This is a genomic window from Costertonia aggregata, from assembly GCF_013402795.1.
GTDB lineage: Bacteria > Bacteroidota > Bacteroidia > Flavobacteriales > Flavobacteriaceae > Costertonia > Costertonia aggregata.
The window spans coordinates 2154707-2173227 of record NZ_CP058595.1 but is presented as its reverse complement, the minus strand read 5'-3'; the positions used below and the strand labels follow the sequence as shown (position 1 = coordinate 2173227).

25 protein-coding genes are annotated in these 18521 nt (G+C 39.3%); 12 read left to right on the top strand and 13 right to left on the bottom strand.

What is annotated here, in order from left to right; all coding sequences use genetic code 11:
- Positions 1-94: 94 nt before the first annotated feature.
- Genes HYG79_RS10010 through HYG79_RS09990 form a run of 5 tightly spaced genes read right to left on the bottom strand, consistent with a single transcriptional unit; the run spans position 95 to position 6104 of the window.
- Entirely contained in the window at positions 95-979 is an 885-nt protein-coding gene (locus HYG79_RS10010) for a YitT family protein (protein ID WP_179241953.1), read from the bottom strand.
- A gap of 13 nt (positions 980-992) precedes the next feature.
- Positions 993-2396: a TolC family protein gene (locus HYG79_RS10005; RefSeq protein WP_179241952.1), complete on the bottom strand. Its 1404-nt coding sequence runs from the start codon at positions 2394-2396 to the stop codon at positions 993-995.
- Between the two features lie 3 nt (positions 2397-2399).
- Positions 2400-3752 (bottom strand): HlyD family secretion protein, encoded by a 1353-nt coding sequence (locus tag HYG79_RS10000; RefSeq protein WP_179241951.1) that lies wholly within the window; start codon positions 3750-3752, stop codon positions 2400-2402.
- Positions 3753-3757: 5 nt separating this feature from the next.
- Positions 3758-5425 (bottom strand): peptidase domain-containing ABC transporter, encoded by a 1668-nt coding sequence (locus tag HYG79_RS09995; RefSeq protein ID WP_179241950.1) that lies wholly within the window; start codon positions 5423-5425, stop codon positions 3758-3760.
- A complete protein-coding gene (locus tag HYG79_RS09990) occupies positions 5418-6104 on the bottom strand; it encodes a TetR/AcrR family transcriptional regulator (RefSeq protein WP_179241949.1) in 687 nt (228 codons plus the stop codon). The genes HYG79_RS09995 and HYG79_RS09990 overlap by 8 nt, the downstream gene beginning before the upstream one ends.
- Before the next feature lie 157 nt (positions 6105-6261).
- Between HYG79_RS09990 and HYG79_RS09985 the strand changes: the two genes are divergently transcribed.
- From HYG79_RS09985 to cutA, 3 genes are all read left to right on the top strand, one after another.
- Positions 6262-6651: a hypothetical protein gene (locus tag HYG79_RS09985; RefSeq protein WP_179241948.1), complete on the top strand. Its 390-nt coding sequence runs from the start codon at positions 6262-6264 to the stop codon at positions 6649-6651.
- A gap of 29 nt (positions 6652-6680) precedes the next feature.
- Positions 6681-7031, top strand: a complete 351-nt coding sequence (locus HYG79_RS09980; protein ID WP_179241947.1) for a hypothetical protein — start codon at positions 6681-6683, stop codon at positions 7029-7031.
- Positions 7032-7157: 126 nt separating this feature from the next.
- On the top strand, positions 7158-7463 hold the full coding sequence (gene cutA / locus HYG79_RS09975) for a divalent cation tolerance protein CutA (RefSeq protein ID WP_179241946.1): 306 nt from the start codon (positions 7158-7160) through the stop codon (positions 7461-7463).
- A gap of 9 nt (positions 7464-7472) precedes the next feature.
- On the opposite strand, the gene HYG79_RS09970 is transcribed toward cutA, so the two are convergent.
- The gene (locus HYG79_RS09970) at positions 7473-8396 is read right to left on the bottom strand and encodes a LysR family transcriptional regulator (protein WP_179241945.1); all 924 of its coding nucleotides are present in this window, start codon (positions 8394-8396) and stop codon (positions 7473-7475) included.
- A gap of 83 nt (positions 8397-8479) precedes the next feature.
- Here HYG79_RS09970 and HYG79_RS09965 point away from each other — a divergent pair, with 83 nt between their 5' ends.
- The 6 genes from HYG79_RS09965 to HYG79_RS09940 are packed head-to-tail and all read left to right on the top strand — an operon-like array spanning position 8480 to position 11868.
- Positions 8480-8728, top strand: a complete 249-nt coding sequence (locus tag HYG79_RS09965; RefSeq protein ID WP_179241944.1) for a hypothetical protein — start codon at positions 8480-8482, stop codon at positions 8726-8728.
- A 2-nt stretch (positions 8729-8730) separates the two neighbouring features.
- Positions 8731-9024 carry a hypothetical protein gene (locus HYG79_RS09960; protein ID WP_179241943.1) on the top strand — a complete coding sequence of 98 codons (294 nt, stop codon included), beginning with the start codon at positions 8731-8733 and terminating at the stop codon, positions 9022-9024.
- Positions 9025-9031: 7 nt separating this feature from the next.
- The gene (locus HYG79_RS09955; protein WP_179241942.1) at positions 9032-9994 is read left to right on the top strand and encodes a sodium-dependent bicarbonate transport family permease; all 963 of its coding nucleotides are present in this window, start codon (positions 9032-9034) and stop codon (positions 9992-9994) included.
- Positions 9995-10031: 37 nt separating this feature from the next.
- Positions 10032-10595: a DNA-3-methyladenine glycosylase I gene (locus HYG79_RS09950; protein WP_179241941.1), complete on the top strand. Its 564-nt coding sequence runs from the start codon at positions 10032-10034 to the stop codon at positions 10593-10595.
- 18 nt (positions 10596-10613) lie between these two features.
- A complete protein-coding gene (locus tag HYG79_RS09945; protein ID WP_179241940.1) occupies positions 10614-11201 on the top strand; it encodes a hypothetical protein in 588 nt (195 codons plus the stop codon).
- Positions 11202-11229: 28 nt separating this feature from the next.
- Entirely contained in the window at positions 11230-11868 is a 639-nt protein-coding gene (locus tag HYG79_RS09940) for a DUF2490 domain-containing protein (protein ID WP_228027855.1), read from the top strand.
- Here HYG79_RS09940 and aat read toward each other — a convergent pair.
- The 3 genes from aat to HYG79_RS09925 form a co-directional block, all read right to left on the bottom strand.
- Positions 11851-12519, bottom strand: coding sequence for a leucyl/phenylalanyl-tRNA--protein transferase (gene aat, locus HYG79_RS09935; protein ID WP_228027854.1), 669 nt, complete (start codon positions 12517-12519; stop codon positions 11851-11853). The two genes, HYG79_RS09940 and aat, sit on opposite strands and share 18 nt — an antisense overlap.
- A 134-nt stretch (positions 12520-12653) precedes the next feature.
- Positions 12654-13031, bottom strand: coding sequence for a DUF3127 domain-containing protein (locus tag HYG79_RS09930; RefSeq protein ID WP_179241938.1), 378 nt, complete (start codon positions 13029-13031; stop codon positions 12654-12656).
- A 6-nt stretch (positions 13032-13037) separates the two neighbouring features.
- Positions 13038-13910: a flavin reductase family protein gene (locus HYG79_RS09925; protein WP_179241937.1), complete on the bottom strand. Its 873-nt coding sequence runs from the start codon at positions 13908-13910 to the stop codon at positions 13038-13040.
- Positions 13911-14025: 115 nt separating this feature from the next.
- On the opposite strand from HYG79_RS09925, the gene HYG79_RS09920 reads away from it, so the two are divergent.
- Together HYG79_RS09920 and HYG79_RS09915 are read left to right on the top strand one after the other, a co-directional pair.
- Entirely contained in the window at positions 14026-15174 is a 1149-nt protein-coding gene (locus HYG79_RS09920) for a sensor histidine kinase (protein WP_179241936.1), read from the top strand.
- Between the two features lie 2 nt (positions 15175-15176).
- Positions 15177-15533, top strand: coding sequence for a hypothetical protein (locus HYG79_RS09915; protein WP_179241935.1), 357 nt, complete (start codon positions 15177-15179; stop codon positions 15531-15533).
- Here HYG79_RS09915 and HYG79_RS09910 read toward each other — a convergent pair.
- Together HYG79_RS09910 and greA are read right to left on the bottom strand one after the other, a co-directional pair.
- Complete coding sequence (locus HYG79_RS09910; protein WP_179241934.1) at positions 15520-15912, bottom strand: HIT family protein; 393 nt, start codon at positions 15910-15912, stop codon at positions 15520-15522. The two genes, HYG79_RS09915 and HYG79_RS09910, sit on opposite strands and share 14 nt — an antisense overlap.
- Before the next feature lie 74 nt (positions 15913-15986).
- Positions 15987-16463, bottom strand: coding sequence for a transcription elongation factor GreA (gene greA / locus HYG79_RS09905; protein WP_179241933.1), 477 nt, complete (start codon positions 16461-16463; stop codon positions 15987-15989).
- 134 nt (positions 16464-16597) lie between these two features.
- Between greA and HYG79_RS09900 the strand changes: the two genes are divergently transcribed.
- On the top strand, positions 16598-17035 hold the full coding sequence (locus HYG79_RS09900; protein WP_179241932.1) for a Rieske (2Fe-2S) protein: 438 nt from the start codon (positions 16598-16600) through the stop codon (positions 17033-17035).
- On the opposite strand, the gene HYG79_RS09895 is transcribed toward HYG79_RS09900, so the two are convergent.
- On the bottom strand, positions 17028-18011 hold the full coding sequence (locus HYG79_RS09895) for a Gfo/Idh/MocA family protein (protein ID WP_179241931.1): 984 nt from the start codon (positions 18009-18011) through the stop codon (positions 17028-17030). The genes HYG79_RS09900 and HYG79_RS09895 overlap by 8 nt on opposite strands.
- Positions 18008-18484 carry an SRPBCC family protein gene (locus HYG79_RS09890; protein ID WP_179241930.1) on the bottom strand — a complete coding sequence of 159 codons (477 nt, stop codon included), beginning with the start codon at positions 18482-18484 and terminating at the stop codon, positions 18008-18010. Before HYG79_RS09890 ends, HYG79_RS09895 begins: the two co-directional genes overlap by 4 nt.
- Between the last annotated feature and the right edge of the window lie 37 nt (positions 18485-18521).

Here is an 18521-nt window from a genome sequence, read left to right as displayed (position 1 = left end):
ATTAATCCGTTAAACAATAGTTAAACTATTATAAATAAATAGTAATACTATTAAAAAGTATAGGATATTCAAAAAATAAATATTCGGGAATATATTAGATGGCTCTCTTTTTTATCATGCCACCACGGGTATCGTTAATTTTACTCATTACTACAAATGCTTTAGCATCTATCTTAGAAATTTCGATATTGAGTTTTCTGATTTCAAGTCGGGTTATTACCGTAAACAATACATCATACTCATTATGAAAACCATTTCTTCCATATCCTCCTTTTGCGGGATAAATGGTCACACCCCTGCCTAATGTATTGATAATCATACGACGTATTTCATCACTATGATCGGAAATTATGGTGACTCCGGTATATTCCTCAATACCTTCGATGACAAAGTCCAAGGTCTTTGATGCCGCCAAATAGGTAAGCATGGAATACAGAGCGGTTTCAATGGACAACAGATAGGCTGCTGCCAGAAAAACAAGAACATTGATCAGAATAATGATATCCCCAATAGTCGTACCCAACTTTCTGCTCAAAAAAATCGCAAGCACCTCGGTACCGTCCAATACACTGCCGCCCCTTACCGATAATCCTATACCGGCACCTAGAAAAAACCCACCAAAAACGGCTACCAACAACTTGTCTTGGGTTACCTCAGGAAAACTTACCGTAGTTAGTACCAAAGCCAATCCTAGGATTGCGATCGTAGTTTTTATGGCGAACGCCTTCCCTATGACCTTATAAGCTAAAAAGACAAAAGGCAGGTTTACCAATACGATAAGTAAGGGCAATGGCATATCGGTTACTTCGGCGACCAAAAGGGAAATCCCCGTAGCTCCGCCATCGATAAACCGATTGGGAAACAGAAAACTCTCAAGACCAAAAGCTGCTGAAAAAATACCCATGAGAATAAAGAATCCATCTTTTGCCCATAATTTGTAATCTGGACTCTTTGCATTGGAAACTCCTTGGTCGTTCATGGTATTAATTTTTCTATAGGTTCTCGGGATTTACGGCCAAACTATTGAACAGTTTTGCTTTGGCCTTGTAAAATTTATTCTCTACTGAATTTTGCTTTAAAACCGCATCTATCAGTTTACTCTCCCTTGAATTGATTAAAAACAATGAGCTTTCCCCAAAACTGAACTTTCGTTCCTCTGCTGAAAGCAGTGTATTGTAATTGGCGACTATTTCATCTATCAAAACGTTCTGGTTTTCGAAAGAATCCAACTCATTGTAAATCGCCAAAACCTTGTTGCGAATTTCGATTTGCGCATTATCAAATTCAAATTGGGCATCGGCCAGCTTTATCTTGGCCAATCTTAGATCCCCTCTTTCTTTTCTTAGGAACAGCGGTAATTGAAACGTTACTCCCCCCTTATAATTATCGGTGTTCAAGGAATTTATCAATTCGGGGCTTTCGGTCAAAAAATTATACTCAACATCTATTTTGGGTAGTAATTTATTGGTTTTAAGCCTTTTGTCTACCTGTAAGCCATCTATTTTAAAACCCAATGACTTTAATTTTGGGTGGTTTTCCAGCGTAAAACTATCTAGCGGTTTGCCCAAAATCTCAAGGGTAATATCAACATCGGATGCAATATCAACATCGGGAACTACATTGGGCTGGATTTCAAACGGTATATTGTCGTTCAACCACAAAAAATTTGAAAGTTCCAGAGATTTGTTTCTGTATCTGACATTGGCCTGTTCCAATTCCAATGCCCTGTTTTGTACGGCTATTTTTGCCTCGACGGTATCAATCGCCGCAATTTCGCCGGCCAAGGCGCTTTGCCTTATTCCTTGGAACCTTACCTGGGCATTCTGTAAAAAATTAGAGAATACCTGACTATCCTTATAAGCCTGTACCCAGTCAAAATAGGCCAATGAAGCATCAAATAAAATCTGGTTTACCAATAGGTCCCTGTCCGCTTTTGTCTGCTCCCTAAAGAGTTTTGCTTTCCTTAAGGTGGCCATACGCTCATTGATCCACGAACCCCTGCCCAATGACATAGAGATTCCTGCACTGTACAGACCATCCTCTGGCACACTTTCGTCACGGCTTATAAAATCCCCCTCGTTTTGTTCCAGGTTACCTTTTAATTCTATGCCATACCAAGTAGGTATTTTAAAAGTGGCATTCAAACGGTCCCAATATTCGAATTCCTTAAACTCCTTGCGTTCGTAATCAACCTCGATTTTGGGGTCAAATGCGCCACGGGATTTCATCAAATTGGCCTGACCGGTACTTATGGCCAGTTCAGCCTGTTTTGCAATAGGATGAAATTTCTTCACGTACCCCAAATACTCGTTAAACTTGAGAACCAGGGAATCCTGTACCTGACCTTGCGCCAATAAACCGAGATGTAAAAAAATACAGATAATGAGATTTCTCATTTTTTACTTTTTTACGGGTTTAGCTTTGGCTCCTTCCGGCTGGTAATAGTTTGGAGGGAAACCGTTGAGCTGACGCCATAATTCAAACCAAATAGGTACATCTTCCAACAGTGCAATGGTATTTGCCCCCGAACCAACCCGAAGGTCTTTGGGCCAAGGGTGATCATCGGGGTCCGGAGCCAACAGCACCCGATACTTGCCATTATCGCTGATAAAAGTCTCGATAGCGACTACCTTGCCCCCATATGTACCATAGGACACATTGGGCCATCCGCTAAAGATGATCGCTGGCCAACCATCAAATTGTATACGTACCTTCTCGCCTAAATGCATAAGGGGCAAATCAATAGGTTCTACAAACGTCTCGACGGCCATATCATAATCTGCCGGCATTATGCCCACTAGCCTATCACCTTCCTTAAAAGTTTCTCCAATACCCCCTTGTATCGCTGTATTGATATACCCATTTTGCGGGGCCGTTATGTAATACATTTTATTACGTATTTCATAATTGGTATATTCATTTTCCAATTTGGTTACCTGGGCCTCAGAATCAAATTGATTTGATTGAGCCGTATACATATCACTCTGCGCTTTGGAAATCTTATCGGTATATTCTGCCTGCACCCTATTGATTTCCACCTGTGCGTTCAAAACTTCGTTTCTAGAGGCCAACAGCTTATTTTGCTGTGATATTAGTTTTGCTTGGGTCTCTTGAAGTTTCAGTCTTTTTTCCTCCACATCGGTCACGGCCTTTAAACCCTCGCTTTCCAATTGAACGGTACGGTCATACTGCCGTTGGGCGATTTTGATATTGGTTTCGGCAGCTTCCAAATCTATGCTATCGCTTTGTACTTTTAATTTTGATTGCAAAAGCTTGTTTCGTGCCTGTTCCAACTTAAGAACACGCTCATTGGCCAAAGCCCCTATTTGATTGTTCAATGCCTTGACCTTACCTTGATATGAGTTTACAGATGCGGATTTCGCCTTGATTTGTTGGCCCGTTCGCTCTATCAGGTTTGGATCAAAGTATTCGTTTTTGATTTCCGATATAAAGAGTATGGTATCTCCTTTTTCAACATAATCGCCTTCACGCACATACCATTTCTCTATACGCCCGGGAATGGTGGACTGAATGGTTTGCGGCCTTTGGTCAGGGGTCAGCGTTGTCAAAAAACCCTTGCCCGTTACATTTTGGGTCCAAGGCAAAAACAATATGATTATACCTATTAGCGAGAATACTACCAAGAACCTGTTGAAATGTTTGTAATGCTTTCTACCGGATACAAATTTTACCGCGTTGAAATATGAAATGTCCACATTTCTGTTTATACTATTTTTAGAGATATTCAGCATCGTATTTATTTATCTTCAATGATTTTACCATTTTGTAACGTGATTTTCCGACCACATCTGGGAATCCAACCTTCATCGTTGCTAACGACCACTAACGTCCACGGGTTTTCCTTGGCCGTCAAGAATGTCATGATTCTTTCTGCCTCGCTTTCATCAAATTGATCCAACGGATCTCTAAGTACGATTAACTTTGGCTTTTTTACCAAACTTCTTGCAAGAACAATTTTTTTGGCTATCGTGTAGGAAACCTGTTTACCTTCGGGATAGATTATCGTATCCAGACCATCCGGTGCTTCCTTTACGAATTTCGTAAGACCTACGACATCAAGTACCCAAAGGATATCCTCTTTAGAGATGCTTTTATCGCCAAAAGTGATATTGTTCAGTAACGTTCCTTCAAAGGGAGATTCTTCTTTTAGTGATTGACCTACGTTAACCCTGTAATGGTTAAGGTTCTCGTCTTTCAACCTTACATCGTTTACATATAAATTACCTGATTCAGGTTCAATTAGTCCAGATATTAAATGTAGCAATGTGGTTTTACCAGATCCATTATCACCCTGTATCAAAATTCTAGTTCCCTGTTCCAATTTTAAGGAAATATTGTCCAGAATAACTTTTTTGGTCTCGGGCACCCTGTAGGTAACGCTATCTATTTCTAACCTAAAGTCATCTTGGTCGAACAAAGGCAGTTCAACCTGCATGGGCTCTATTTCCTTATCGACCACTTGCCCTAATTTTTCGAGAGCGGTCAGTACATCATAGAACGATTCCAAACCAACAATGAGCTTTTCTACCGAACTGATGACCAGTAAAATTATAATTTCAGCCGCTACAAATTGCCCTATATTCATTTCTTGGTTCAATACCAAAAGGCCGCCGATTATGAGAAGGCCACCGGTCACCAAGATTTTGAACCCGATCATTTGAACAAACTGCAGTACCAAAATCTTAAAGTGGTTTTCGCGAGCCTTGAGATAATCCCCTACCAAAGCGTCGTTTCTCTCCAATGCATGATTGGTTTTTCCCGACAGCTTAAAACTCACGATACACCTAGCTACTTCTTGTGCCCAATGGGCAACCTTGTATTTATATTTGGACTCCATGAGACTAGTCTCCAGACCTTTCGTAATCGTGTACTTAAATACTACATATATGAGCACTATCAAAAGCACACCATAGATAATGAAAAAGGGATGGTAAAGCGACAATAAAAGCAACCCAAATATTATTTGTAACAAGGCGGTCGGAAAATCAATAAGTAATTTTGACACCCCTTTTTGTATGTTGAGGGTATCAAAAAACCTATTGGCCAATTCCGGTGGATAAAAATTACGCAACTGGCTCATTTTTATTTTCGGGAAGCGGTAGGCAAATTCAAACGAAGCCCTTGTAAATATTTTTTGCTGCACATTCTCTATAATGCGTAATTGCATTAATTGCAATGCCCCCACAAAAGCCACACCCAGTGTTACCAACACTACCAGAACTATCCAAGAGGTACTTACCTGCGCTCCTTGTATTAAATTTATGATAGCCTGTATACCCAAGGGCAATGATAAGCTCACAATACCTGCAAAAACCGCATAGTATAAAATTTGGAGCACATCTTTTCTGTCCAATTTCAAAAGGTTGACAAGCCGTTGCCAAGCCGTTAAAATACTTTTAGCCATGCGTATTTTGGTTTAGGGAATTAAAGGTTAAATCTATAAAATATTCGGTCGGTGAGGTACTTTTATGGCAGTTTGTTAACGATTTGAAATGGTTCTTTAAAAAGTGTTGGTGCAAGGAACCTTCTAAAATTGTGCTTGCCAAGCTTGAGGGATAGGTATAGTTTTCATCAACAGCCGCTATCATATCACTGATGCGGTTTACCAAACGTTTGTAAATAACGAAATACCCTTCTTTGTTTTCGGTATCAACTTCTTTGGTCAGGTAGGATTTTGAGTATTCGTTAATGACTATATTGTTGAGCATAACTTCATTAATATGGGAAAAAGCCGAATCCTCTTCAGTGGACTTGGTAACAATTTCAATAGCTTTTCTCAACTTTTCCTCAGCGTTTGAAATACCGTTCGTTGAAAAAACCAATTGATACTCTAGCCATCCCCAGTACCACGAAGTCAAATATAAAAGCAGTTTATGTTTATTTTCAAAATAGCGATATATGGAGCTTTCATTGGATTTAATCTTTGTACCTAATTTTTTAAAGGTAAAGCTTTCAAACCCCATCTCATATATCATAAGAATACTTTGTTTGATTATTCGTTTACCCAAATCGGAAGATTCCGGATCTTTTATATAAATCTTATCATTAATGTCGATTTTGACGGACTGTAACAAACGCTCCATGGGTTTTGATTTTTGAATGAAAAAACAAATATAATAGCATTACTATTGTATTATGATAGTTTAACTTATATTTAACGATAGTTTTGCCATTAAAATTGTGTCTTATTCTTAAATTAGTATTCAATTAATTTTTCTATAAACCGTAAATTCTGTTAAAATGAAAAATAGTATATTGATTATCATACTTCTGGTATTACCGTTTATAGGAACGTCCCAAGAATTATATACGGTACAAATGGACGTTTACCAAACATTACAGACTCCGGCAGCAGGGAATAAGATACGTTTACCCATGAACAATACTACCATAGTCATGGGTGGGCTAAATGATTTGGACGGTTTGGGCAATTACTTCAACATTTATGGCAGTAAATTAATCGTGGATAGCTTAGATACCGGAACAGACGGTATAAAGAGAGTTGTCCTGCGCAGAGAAGATGGTAGAAACTTTCTAGACCTTTTCCCTACCATAACCGCTAAACTTATTCCGTTATATCGGTCAGGCAATAATAAAGAGAATAGCATAAACTATAAAGCAGACGAGTAACAAAACGTTTAATTTAAAAATCAATAACGATGAGAAAAGTATTATTTGGTATTCTATCATTGGTAAGTATAAGCATGCTTCAGGCACAGGAAGCCGATGTAAAAATTGGTGACATTCTAATTTTAGACAACCCATCTGGTTCAGAATACAAACATGTAGATTTCCCTAAAAGCAATATAATTATAAAAAGGGGGGCCATAGCAAATTTCAATGCTCTCGTAGGAGAAAAACTATTGGTGAAAGATATCGTGAAAAATGAAGATGGCACCACAAAAGCAGTGTTAGAAAGAAAAAACGGACGTAATTTTTTTAGGTTTTACCCGAGCGTAACAGCCACTTTGGACAATGCATTGACCAAAGGTGAATTAAAGGTCTACTGATAAATAATTTACATAAACACTTATGTTCTCTGTACACCGGCTGTGCTTGGATTGTTCTTCGCTAGGCAATCAAATCCAAGGGAGACGCGGTCGGTGTTTTTAACAAACTTACCTACCCTCATGATATTGGCCCACATTATTACCAAAGATAAAAAGCAGGCCCTGAAAATCATAGATATCTTGATGGGCGAAAAGCTATTGCTACATGCCGTCGTCTCAGAAAAAACGGTATACCAAAAAATAGGCGACAAACTTCAAGAAAGTCAACAAACCCTGATCATAGGGAAAACAAAAGCCTTACTTTTCAATACGATCAACGAAGAGATTAAGAAGCATTTTTCAGAAAATATGCCCATGTTATATTCTATCCCCATTGTTTATATGGATGATGAGCTTACAGATTTGATTCGTTCCGAGACTGCAAAAGTCTAGCTGTTGCCGTTAGATGTCTGTGTACCAATTGAACTGATTATTTATAATTTGTTCTTTTTTATTCTCCACATATTCCAAAAAAGCCGTGGCGGCAGGAGAAAGGTTTTTCGATTTAAGCCATATGAGATTCCAATTAGTGCTAATGGGCAGGCCGGGTACCTTGATAATTTGCAAATCATTGTTTTTTAGCTCGTTCTTGATACCGATCAATGGCATAATCGAATATCCCAAACCGGAAATTACGGCCTGTTTGACTGCTTCGTTGGAGGTTAGCTCTATTTTTTTTGAAGTGGGCAACTTATTTTTTCTGATATAGTCCTCCATCGCGTTGCGAGTAGCCGAACCTTGCTCCCTGTATATCAAAGGCAGTTTTTCAAAAAGTTCGCGTTTACCCATGTTATTCTTAAGTTTATGCCTAGTGCCACCAACAAAAAAAAGCTTGTTTTCCATAAGTTCAACACGTTCAATGTTCAACTTATCGGGCAACACCGAGACCATGGCAAAATCTACTTCATTATTCTCCAATGCTTCAACTACTTTGGCTTTGTTGGTCACATCCATCAAAAGTTCTATACCACTATTGTCTTTTATAAAATCGGCCAAAAAATAGGGCATGACATATTTGGCCGTTGATACGATAGATATTTTTAACCGCCCCGCCAAATTACCTTCATAAAAGAGGGATTTATAGTTAATGGCATTAACCTCGTTCAATATTTTTTCTGCCGCATTGGCAATTTCCTTTCCAAAATCGGTAACATAAAGCTTACGGCCCACCACCTCGGTCAGGGGAATGGAAAATTGCTCCTGAAAATTTTTTAATTGAATTGATACGGCTGGTTGTGTTAAGAACAACTCTTCTGCTGCCTTTGTAATGCTCTGTTTTTCAGATACCTTAAGAAATACCTGAAGTTGGTGCAAGGTATAATTCATAAACTATTTTAATGTTTTATATAATAAATATAAATAAAAACTTATGAATTTATTGTTCAACCTTTGCATAAAATAATTAAATCATGATATACAGACTTACACAGACCCAAAAAATGTCTAAGCAAAAGGAAAAAATTGAGAAGTCAGAATGGCTACATCCTTTGTACTATACGATCATGTGCCTTGTTTTCGGCTCTGTTTTAACCTTGTCGGCACTCAATGGCTTTTTATTTTTTGGATGGTTAACAGTTTCTATGTTGATCGTGTTCGGGCTTGCCATCATACATTTGGCAGGTCAAAAGCAAACAAAAAGATATTCATCTAAATTTTAAAAATGGAAACAGTGGCTAAAACAAAGCAAAAAATTCAATTGGTAGACGGTGTATTTTCTCCATCGGAAGCATCGGACGTTATTCTTTCGCTTATCAATGAAAAAATAAATTTTCACAAATTACAACGCCTTTCTTGGTGCGAAGGTAGTGCGACCGCTGATACCAAATACCCAGACGATAGGATAAAAGAACTGGAAAAAGAAAAAGAAATAGTTAAAGAGTTTATCTCAGCGGTACGCCACGAGGGCAAAAAATTGAAAATAGACGGTATCCTCAACATTACCTTAGAGGAATAGTTCCTGCATGGATTTACATTTACTGATTGACAACCTGACCAACCCTGCCCTGCTCTTTTTCTTTTTGGGAATAATAGCAGTTCAATTAAAAAGTGATTTAGAGATTCCGCCGAACTCGGCGAAATTCATATCGCTTTACCTTATGTTCTCCATCGGCTTCAAAGGGGGGCAAGAACTATCGCATAGCGAACTTGATATGGAAATATTTTGGTCGCTACTTTTCGGGGTATTCCTTGCACTTTTTGTACCGATATATACCTACTTTATCTTAAGAAGAAAATTTAGCGTACCCAACTCCGGAGCCATTGCGGCAGCTTATGGCTCTGTTAGTGCCGTTACCTTTGTGACCGCCGTATCGTTTTTGGAAATGGAACAGATTGATTTTGGGGGCCACATGGTAGCCGTGATGGCTTTGATGGAAGCTCCATCCATAATCATCGGGGTACTATTGATGGCCTATTTCCAAAAAAACAAAAAAGAAAAGATAAAGTTGGGCAGTGTGCTTCACCATTCCTTGACCAACGGTAGTGTGCTTCTCATTATGGGAAGTTTGGTCATAGGTTTTATGGCGAGTGATAAGCAAGCCATGGGCATAGCTCCCTTTACTACGGACATTTTCAAAGGCTTTTTGGCCGTGTTCTTGTTGGACATGGGAATAACCAGCGGTAAAAAGTTGAACGATTTTGTCAAAAAAGGATGGTTCGCCCTTTTGTTCGCCATTATTGTTCCCCTTATCAACGGTTGCTTGGTCGCCGTGATAAGCGCATCTTTTACAGAGAGCATAGGAAATAGATTTTTGTTCGCAATATTGGCTGCAAGTGCGTCCTACATTGCGGTGCCCGCCGCCATGCGGTTGGCTGCCCCAAAAGCGAACCCCAGTCTATATTTGCCTATGGCCCTGGCCATAACCTTCCCTTTCAATATCACACTGGGCATGCCTATTTATCTTGGCATTATACAAGGGTTTTAAAATATTCGATTACCTTTATTTTTCAAATAATTGAACCATGGAAAAACACAGATGTGGTTGGTGCAGGGGCGATGTATTATATGAGGCCTACCATGATGAAGAGTGGGGCGTACCGGTAAGAGACGATGCAACTTTATTTGAATTTTTGATATTGGAAACTTTTCAAGCAGGGCTAAGTTGGATTACCATACTTCGCAAACGGGAAAATTTCAGAAAGGCCTTCGATGGTTTCAACTATGAAAAAATAGCCACTTACGACGAATCGAAAATAGACGCTCTTTTACAGGATGAAGGCATTGTACGCAACAAACTAAAGGTAAACGCAACCGTCTCCAATGCCGTTGCCTTCATGCAGGTACAAAAAGAGTTTGGAAGCTTTAGCGACTATATTTGGGGATTTGTAGATAAAAAACCCATAAAGAATGCATTCACTAACTACAAAGATGCCCCTGCCAACACACCGCTTTCCGACACCATTAGTAAGGATTTGAAGAAAAGAGGCTTTAAATTTGTAGGCAGTACCGTTGTGTATGCCCATATGCAAGCAACCGGAATGGTCAATGACCATGAAATAAGCTGTTTTAGGTATAATGAAGTTTGATCAATAGATTTCCAGAAAATGAGAATAAAACTATATGTGTTGTTATTGGTTTTGTTTAATGGTGTGTGTATCGCTAATGCCCAAAACAAATACGAACGTGAATATCGCATAAAAAAATCCCAGTTCCCCAAAAAGGCGCTAGGCTATATTCAAGAAAAATTGGAAGGTGCCAAACGTATCAAATTTTATAAGGAAACCGATAGCAGTAAAGTAAGTTACGAGGCAAAATTCAAGAAAGACAGACTTTGGTACAGTATTGAATTTGATGACAGCGGAGCAATGGAAGATATTGAGATATTGATCAAACCTGTTGATATTCCCGAAGATACCTTCAAAAAGATAGAGCAGTACCTCACCCAAAAATTCACTAAATATAAAATTCAGCGTTTACAACAACAGTACCCGGTCATGGCTATTGAGGCAACCGAAAAAACTGTAAAAAATGCATTTCAAAACCTCATGATACCTACCATAAACTATGAACTTGTTATTTCTGGACGTGAGAAAGAAACCTATGAACAATTTGAGATATTGTTCGATGCCGAGGGAAACTTTGTAAATATCCGAAAATCCCTCCCACCAAACTATGACCATGTACTGTATTAGGAAATCAATATGTGTTTTCTGTTTTTTTATGGGAAATATAGTTTTGGGGCAAGATAACTTTACGGGATTTTGGGAATCCGATATAGCGTTAAACTATACCGTTTTCAATAATTACTCGCACAATTTCAAGGTTTCGCAACGTAGCTATACCTATGATGAAAAGCTAGATGTACGAATAAGGCAAATAGATTTGGTACATTTTTCAAATGTAAAGATAAGCGGTAATCAAAGTATCGCCCTAGGCGTTCAATATAGGTTCAGGAATACTTTTGAGGCCGATAGGGAGAACGAGCTTCGGTTTACGCAACAATACAACATAACCTCCAGATCAAGGAACATACGTTTTGGCCACAGGGTGCGTTCTGAGCAGCGTATCAACAAATCCCTTACCACACACCGGTTTAGATATCGTTTTGCGCTGGATTTCCCGTTGCAAGGAGAACAGCTAGATGTGGGGGAAGCCTATTTGGTTACCTCTACGGAATCGCTTTTAAGCGTCGCCCGAGCAAACGCTTCTGAATATGACCAGCGATTTACCGCAAACATAGGGTGGCTTTTACATGAAAATACAAAATTACAGGCAGGGTTGGAATACAGATTTGAGGATTATACCCACCGCACCGAAAACATTCTTTTTGTGCTTACTTCCTTAGTTTTCTCGCTCTAACATTTTTAAAAAATCCCGTCTGGTTATTTCCTCGGCACCAAGACTTTTCAAATGTTCGGTATATAACTGGCAATCTATAAGTGTATATTTTCTCTGTTCCAATTCTTGTGCCAATCGTATAAAAGCAAATTTTGAAGCATTGCTAACCGTACTGAACATGCTCTCACCGCAAAACACGTGACCTAAATCCACTCCGTACAGCCCTCCGACCAAAACATCGCCCTGCCATACTTCATACGATTTCGCGAAACCTTTTTCGTAAAGGTCCATATAGGCCTTTTTCATCTTATCGGTTATCCAAGTACCGTCTTGACCAACCCGTTTTATGCTGGAACATTTTTCCAAAACCGTAGCAAAACAATTATTTCTGGTCAACCGGAAGGTTTTGTTTTTCAAAATTTTCCGCATACTCTTTGAGATTTTGATTTTATGTGGAAAGAGAACCATTCTAGGGTCGGGACTCCACCACATGATCAAGGAATCGTCGTTAAACCATGGGAAAATTCCGTTTTGATAGGCCAAAATCAATCTTTCAGGCGATAAATCGCCCCCCACGGCCACAAGACCTTCGGCATTGGCACTTTCCAAGGGCGGAAATTCCAAACGGTCCGTAAGAAAAAACAAGGGACTATGCTTTTTATTTTCTGACAATTTTATGTTTTAAAATAAAATTAGCAAAAAGAAGATAACCGCTAAAAAACTGTTTAACCTTGTTCGTTAATCCTCATAAAAAAACCTTCCCATGAGAGAAGGTTTTTTTTAGTATTGTAGAATAACGTTCTAGATTAGAACGGCAGGTCATCGTGATCTTCCTCGTTAAGATTGTCCGCAGGTTCAAAGGCTTCAACAGGTGGTGTAGGTGGTATGCCTTCGCTATTTTGGGCTGGCTGTAAACTTTCAATGCGCCAACCTTGAATTGAGTTGAAATATTTTACCTCGCCTTGTGGGTTCGTCCATTCCCTACCCCTAAGATTTATACTGATCTTAACATCTTGGCCAACGTTGAAATTATTCAATAAATCGGTTTTGTCCTGAACAAATTCTACCATTATATGTTGGGGATATTGTTCATCGGTAGTTACGACGATTTCTCTTTTTCTAAACCCATTGTTCCCAAAAGTCTGGGTTTCTCCTATCAATTTTACCTTTCCTTGTACTTCCATTTTCTACTATTTTGCCATTAAAATTTTCCAAGCGGAAAGTACGTCATTTTTGGCTAAATATGCTTTAGCTTTTGCATGAAGTTTTCCACGATCCTGTAGAGTTATCAAGGCTTTTACCTCGTCGTTTGTCTCAACAAAGGCATGCACCTCTTCCCGGTCCGGTAGTTTTTCCACATTTCCCAACATTCCCAAATCGTTTCCCGTGAGCACATCACTGTTTCTAATGGTATCGGGAATAGCATCTACTCCTATACCCAGACTTGACAATGGTTTGGGAACTTCGAACATTCCCAAATTGGCCCTACTGTACCAGTTACCGCCCATACGTGAAACTTGATCTATTTTATGTTGGTCAATACTCCCATTACTATCCAAAACCGATGTATGAACATGTATCTTGACCACCTCTGAAAACACTAGGTTGCCCGCACCGCCTTCTTGGCCCAAAGCCTCTACTTTGGTCACCTTACATTCAAACTGTACGGGGGACTCTGCCACGCGAAAAGGTTGTACAACATCCGATTTTAGCATGGTTAAACCAGATTTGATAAACTCGTTCTCGCCCTCGGGATATTCGGTACTGGACAATGACATTTGTTGTACCATGTCATAGTTCACGATATTGATGACCACTTCGTTCGTCTCCAAAACGTTTTCTAAGGTGTGTTTTGTGGTGTTGTCGCGTACCCTTCGCGCTGGAGAAAAAATCAAGATTGGTGGGTTGGCACTGAATACATTAAAAAAACTGAAAGGGGAAAGGTTGGGCCTTCCGTCAGCATCTACCGTACTAGCAAATGCAATAGGTCTTGGACCTACGGCACCCAAAAGATAGCTATGCAATTTTGGGGTTTCCAACTCGTTGGGGGTTATAGAAATCATGTTGTTCATAGCCAATAAAAGTACTAAAATTAAAGGCCAATAAAAAGAGCGATGAAAGCTATAAAACAAGAATTTGTACCATTTTACGTTATATTTGGTGTAAGACACTACATGGATGAAATTCAATATTAAAAAGAAGACTTCCAACATTTTTCTTCTGATAGCATCCTTTGTTATCGTGAGCCTTATTTTGTGGAACACGAACAATTTTTTCAAAAAATTCAAGGAAGAAGAACGGTTAAAAATGGAAATTTGGGCCACGGCACAATCAGAATTTCAATCACTTTCCGCAGATGCCGAAATAGGTAATTTACCCCTAAAGGTCTTTCAAAACAACACTTCTACCCCTATGATATTGATGAATAGGGACGGTTCTATAAAAACGCATAATATTGATAAGGAATTCCAAAAAGATACGGCGTACCTCAAGGAAAAGATGCGAAAATTCCAAAGTGAAAACTCACCCATAACCATGGAGTACAAGGGTGAGGAGTTGGCTACTTTATATTACGGAAATTCAGAAGTATTGAACAAACTCAAATATTATCCCATTGCACTGTTATTGATCATTTTTTTATTCGGAGCGGTCATCTTCTTTTTCTTTAAGACCAATAAGGCCTCCGAACAAAATAAGCTATGGGCGGGCATGGCGAAGGAGACCGCGCATCAAATCGGCACACCGCTCACATCATTATTGGGCTGGAACGAATTATTGAAAACCGAGAACATAAATCCTGAAATCACCAAAGAGATAGAAAAGGATATCGATCGTTTGCAGACCATTACGGAACGTTTCTCCAAAATAGGCTCACTTCCCAAACTTGACGAGTACGATATTGTGGCCGAAACCAAAAACGCATACGATTACCTAAAGCGAAGAAGCAGTAAGCTCATCAATTTTACCTTTGAGGCCAAGGTTGAGCACTTTCCGGTTCTCCTGAATAAATCATTATATAATTGGACAATCGAAAACCTGGTAAAAAATGGTATCGATGCCATGAAAGGCAAGGGGAGTATCGCACTCGAAATCGTTCCCAACGGAAATTACGTACATATATTGATAACCGATACCGGACATGGAATCCCCAAAAGTGATTTTCAATCTATTTTCAATCCTGGGGTGACCTCAAAAAAAAGAGGCTGGGGCCTTGGGCTGTCTCTCGTAAAACGTATTGTAGAAGAGTACCACAACGGTAAGGTCAAGGTCCTTTCTTCCAACAAGCAAGGCACGATTATGCAAATATCCTTACGGGCAAAGAATTAATTATGGCAAAGGAAAAATTAATAGCGATAAAAGAAGCGGAGTTGACCAACAACTGTCCGGAATGTTTTAATCAAGAATTGAAACTAACCTTTTATCAAAAACATAGATACGGAAAATTGTTTCATAGGACCACGAACGAGGTAACCAACCAAATCGTTTGCCGTAAATGCAGCTCTATGATATATCCCGTAAAATGGACAGATGATATTGAACGTATTTTCAATTATTATCAAAAAATGGTGCAACCGGAGAAATCCTCGTTGAAATTCACCTCACTGTTCTACATTTTACTGCTATTGCTCATTGCGCTTATTGCGGGAGGTGTTTATGTATTTTTGGAGGGTACTATTCAATTGTAGCGCGAATGGCCGCGGCTATTTCTTCAAATTCCTCTTTTTGTAACGAAACCTTATTTTGAAAGGTGGCATCTTTCATATCGCCCAAAGGAATCAAATGCACATGCACGTGCGGTACCTCTAAACCAATAACGGTCATTCCCACCCTTTTACAATCAACGGCTTTCTCCAAGGCTTTGGCTATTTTATGGGAGAATGCCATTAAGCCCAAATACGTCTCGTTGTTCATTTCAGTAATCTTGTCCACCTCTTTTTTTGGGATACAGAGCGTATGGCCCTTTGCATTGGGATTAATATCAAGAAAAGCGAAAAAATCATCGTCTTCCGCAATCTTGTAACAAGGTATTTCCCCATTTACGATTTTTGTGAAAATTGTTGGCATGGTCGGTTTTGGTTTGATAAACAAAAAATCCCATCAATAGGTATTGATGGGATTAAATATATAAAATCTATGTACTACGCCCTTGTGATTTCTAGAATATCGAATTTCATAGTACCATTAGGAACTTTGATTTCTGCGGTGTCGCCTACTTTTTTTCCCAAAAGCCCCTTGCCAATAGGCGAGGTAACCGATATTTTTCCAGTTTTCAAATCAGCCTCGCTTTCGGCTACCAAGGTATATTTCATCTCCATACCATTGGTCTGGTTTTTCAATTTTACGGTAGACAAAACCAATACTTTTGACGTATCCAATTGAGATTCATCTATCAACCTGGCATTGGCCAAGGTTTCTTCCATTTTGGAGATTTTCATCTCTAAAAGCCCTTGTGCTTCCTTGGCAGCATCATATTCTGCATTTTCGGACAAATCGCCTTTATCCCTTGCCTCGGCAATAGCTTGCGAAGCTTTTGGTCGCTCAACATCTTTGAGTTGATTTAACTCTTCCCTTAACTTTTTTAATCCTTCCGCGGTGTAATAAGATACGTTGCTCATAACTTCATCGTTTAATAAATAACAAAAATCCTCTGCATTGCTATGCTTACATAGCTTTTTTAGAGAGGATTTAACACAAAGATACATATTTTTTGTTCAATTTTGTTTAAGAATCCTTAAATCTAACACGACCTATGAAGCGTTTACTTAGCTGTTTACTAATGCTTTCCCTGTTGGCCTGCGATAGCGAACGCACCAACAGAAATCCTTTTTTACAGGAGGTCAGTTTTCGATTTGACATTAACCTAAATTTACCCCTGTACAGTCCGCTTGCCACTACGGGCAATGCTGTTTATATCGGTGCACAAGGGGTAGGCACGCGCGGCGTTTTTGTACTGAATTCAGGAAATGGTCAATTTTTGGCATGGGAAGCCAGTTGCCCTAACCATGCCCCTAACGATTGCTCAACAATGCAATTGAATTCGCCCGTTGTGACCTGCTCCTGCGAAGACTATTCCTATAACCTTTTCAACGGCCAACAACAAAACCGGCCCGATGATGGGCAACGGTACTATGACCTTTTGTTCTACAGGGCTTCGCAGAGCGGAAATGTGGTGGTAATCTCTAATTAGTTTCGCTCAGGATATTATTCATCACCCAACTGGTATGCAACGCGGTCTTACCGGTAGAGGGGTGTGTTTGATTGCCCAATAAGTGTTCTTTGATATTTTTTGTGTGGTACAACTGAACATTTTCAGGATTTTCAATGAATAGACTTTGTTTGCCCTTCCCATTTTCCAGAACAATATCTTCTTCCCCAAAAACAGAAAAGGTTATCTTACCATGGCTTCCATAAATTTCAACCTTGTCTTCCCTGCGGTCACAGCCAAAATTCCAACTTCCTGACCCCATAACACCCGATTTGTGCAACCAGTTCGCCGAAACGGAATCCATTGCCGAATATAGACCTTGTTGGTTATTGACGACCCCTTGCGCAAATTCAATATCACCAAGTAAAAAGGTGAACAAATCTAGCCCATGACTGGCCAAATCATCAAAATACCCTCCCGGCGCTATTTTTGCATCGGTACGCCAATTGTAATTTTTAGACAAATCTAATGGGTTTGGTGGTTTACTCAAAAACCAACGTATGTGCCTTATTTTACCGATTTGATGGGTATTCAACCATTCATTTATCTTTAGAAAACGCGGCAACGACCTTCTATAATAGGAAACAAAAAGTGGGATATTATCTACCTTGAACATCTTATAAATATCAAGACTCTCTTCGTAACTCGGAGCCATAGGCTTTTCGATACAACAGGGTTTGCCGGCCTCGGCAACTTTTAAAGCATATGTTTTATGGGAATCTGGCGGAGTGGCGATGTAAACGGCATCTACCCCATCATCATGTATTAGGTCGACTGCGGAGGGATGAACTTTGGGAATACCGTGTCTTTGGGCGTAATCCTTTGCCTTTTCAAAATCTCTTCGCATGACCGCCACAACCTCAAAACCTTTTGTTTTTTGATAGGCCGGCACACTTTTGATTTCGGTTACTGCACCACAGCCAATAACTCCCCAACGGATGATATTAGATGACTTCATTGCGGTAAAACTTTTTCCCAATTATCGGATTCTGCAAATGTTTTGATGGTTTCGTTTCTTTTTTCCAACAAATTACTCATATATCTTTTAAGAAATAAAAAATTTACCAGCTTACCCAAAAAGCCCAAAGGCGAATCATAATCAAAAACATCGTTCATAATGGTACATCCTTTCTCTTCTGAAAAAAAATGTTCGTGTACAAAGCGCTTAAAAGCACCTTTTACCATTTCGTCCGTAAAATAATTTGGTCTTTCCAAACCCGTAACTTTTGAAGTCAACTCTTGATATATTCCAAAATGCTTGGCTCGCCACGTTACCGTTTCGTTTAGTTCAATAAGTCCGCTGGTTTTACCGGCAATGGCCTCTTCATTGGTATGTGAAGTAGATATTTTATGCAAATCAATACTTCTGGATAAGTCAAAAACAATCTCTATGGGTGCCGCAATTTTTGTTGTCAGTTCAATTTTTGGCATATGATTTTGTTCAGTAAGTTAGATATTTAACACCTAA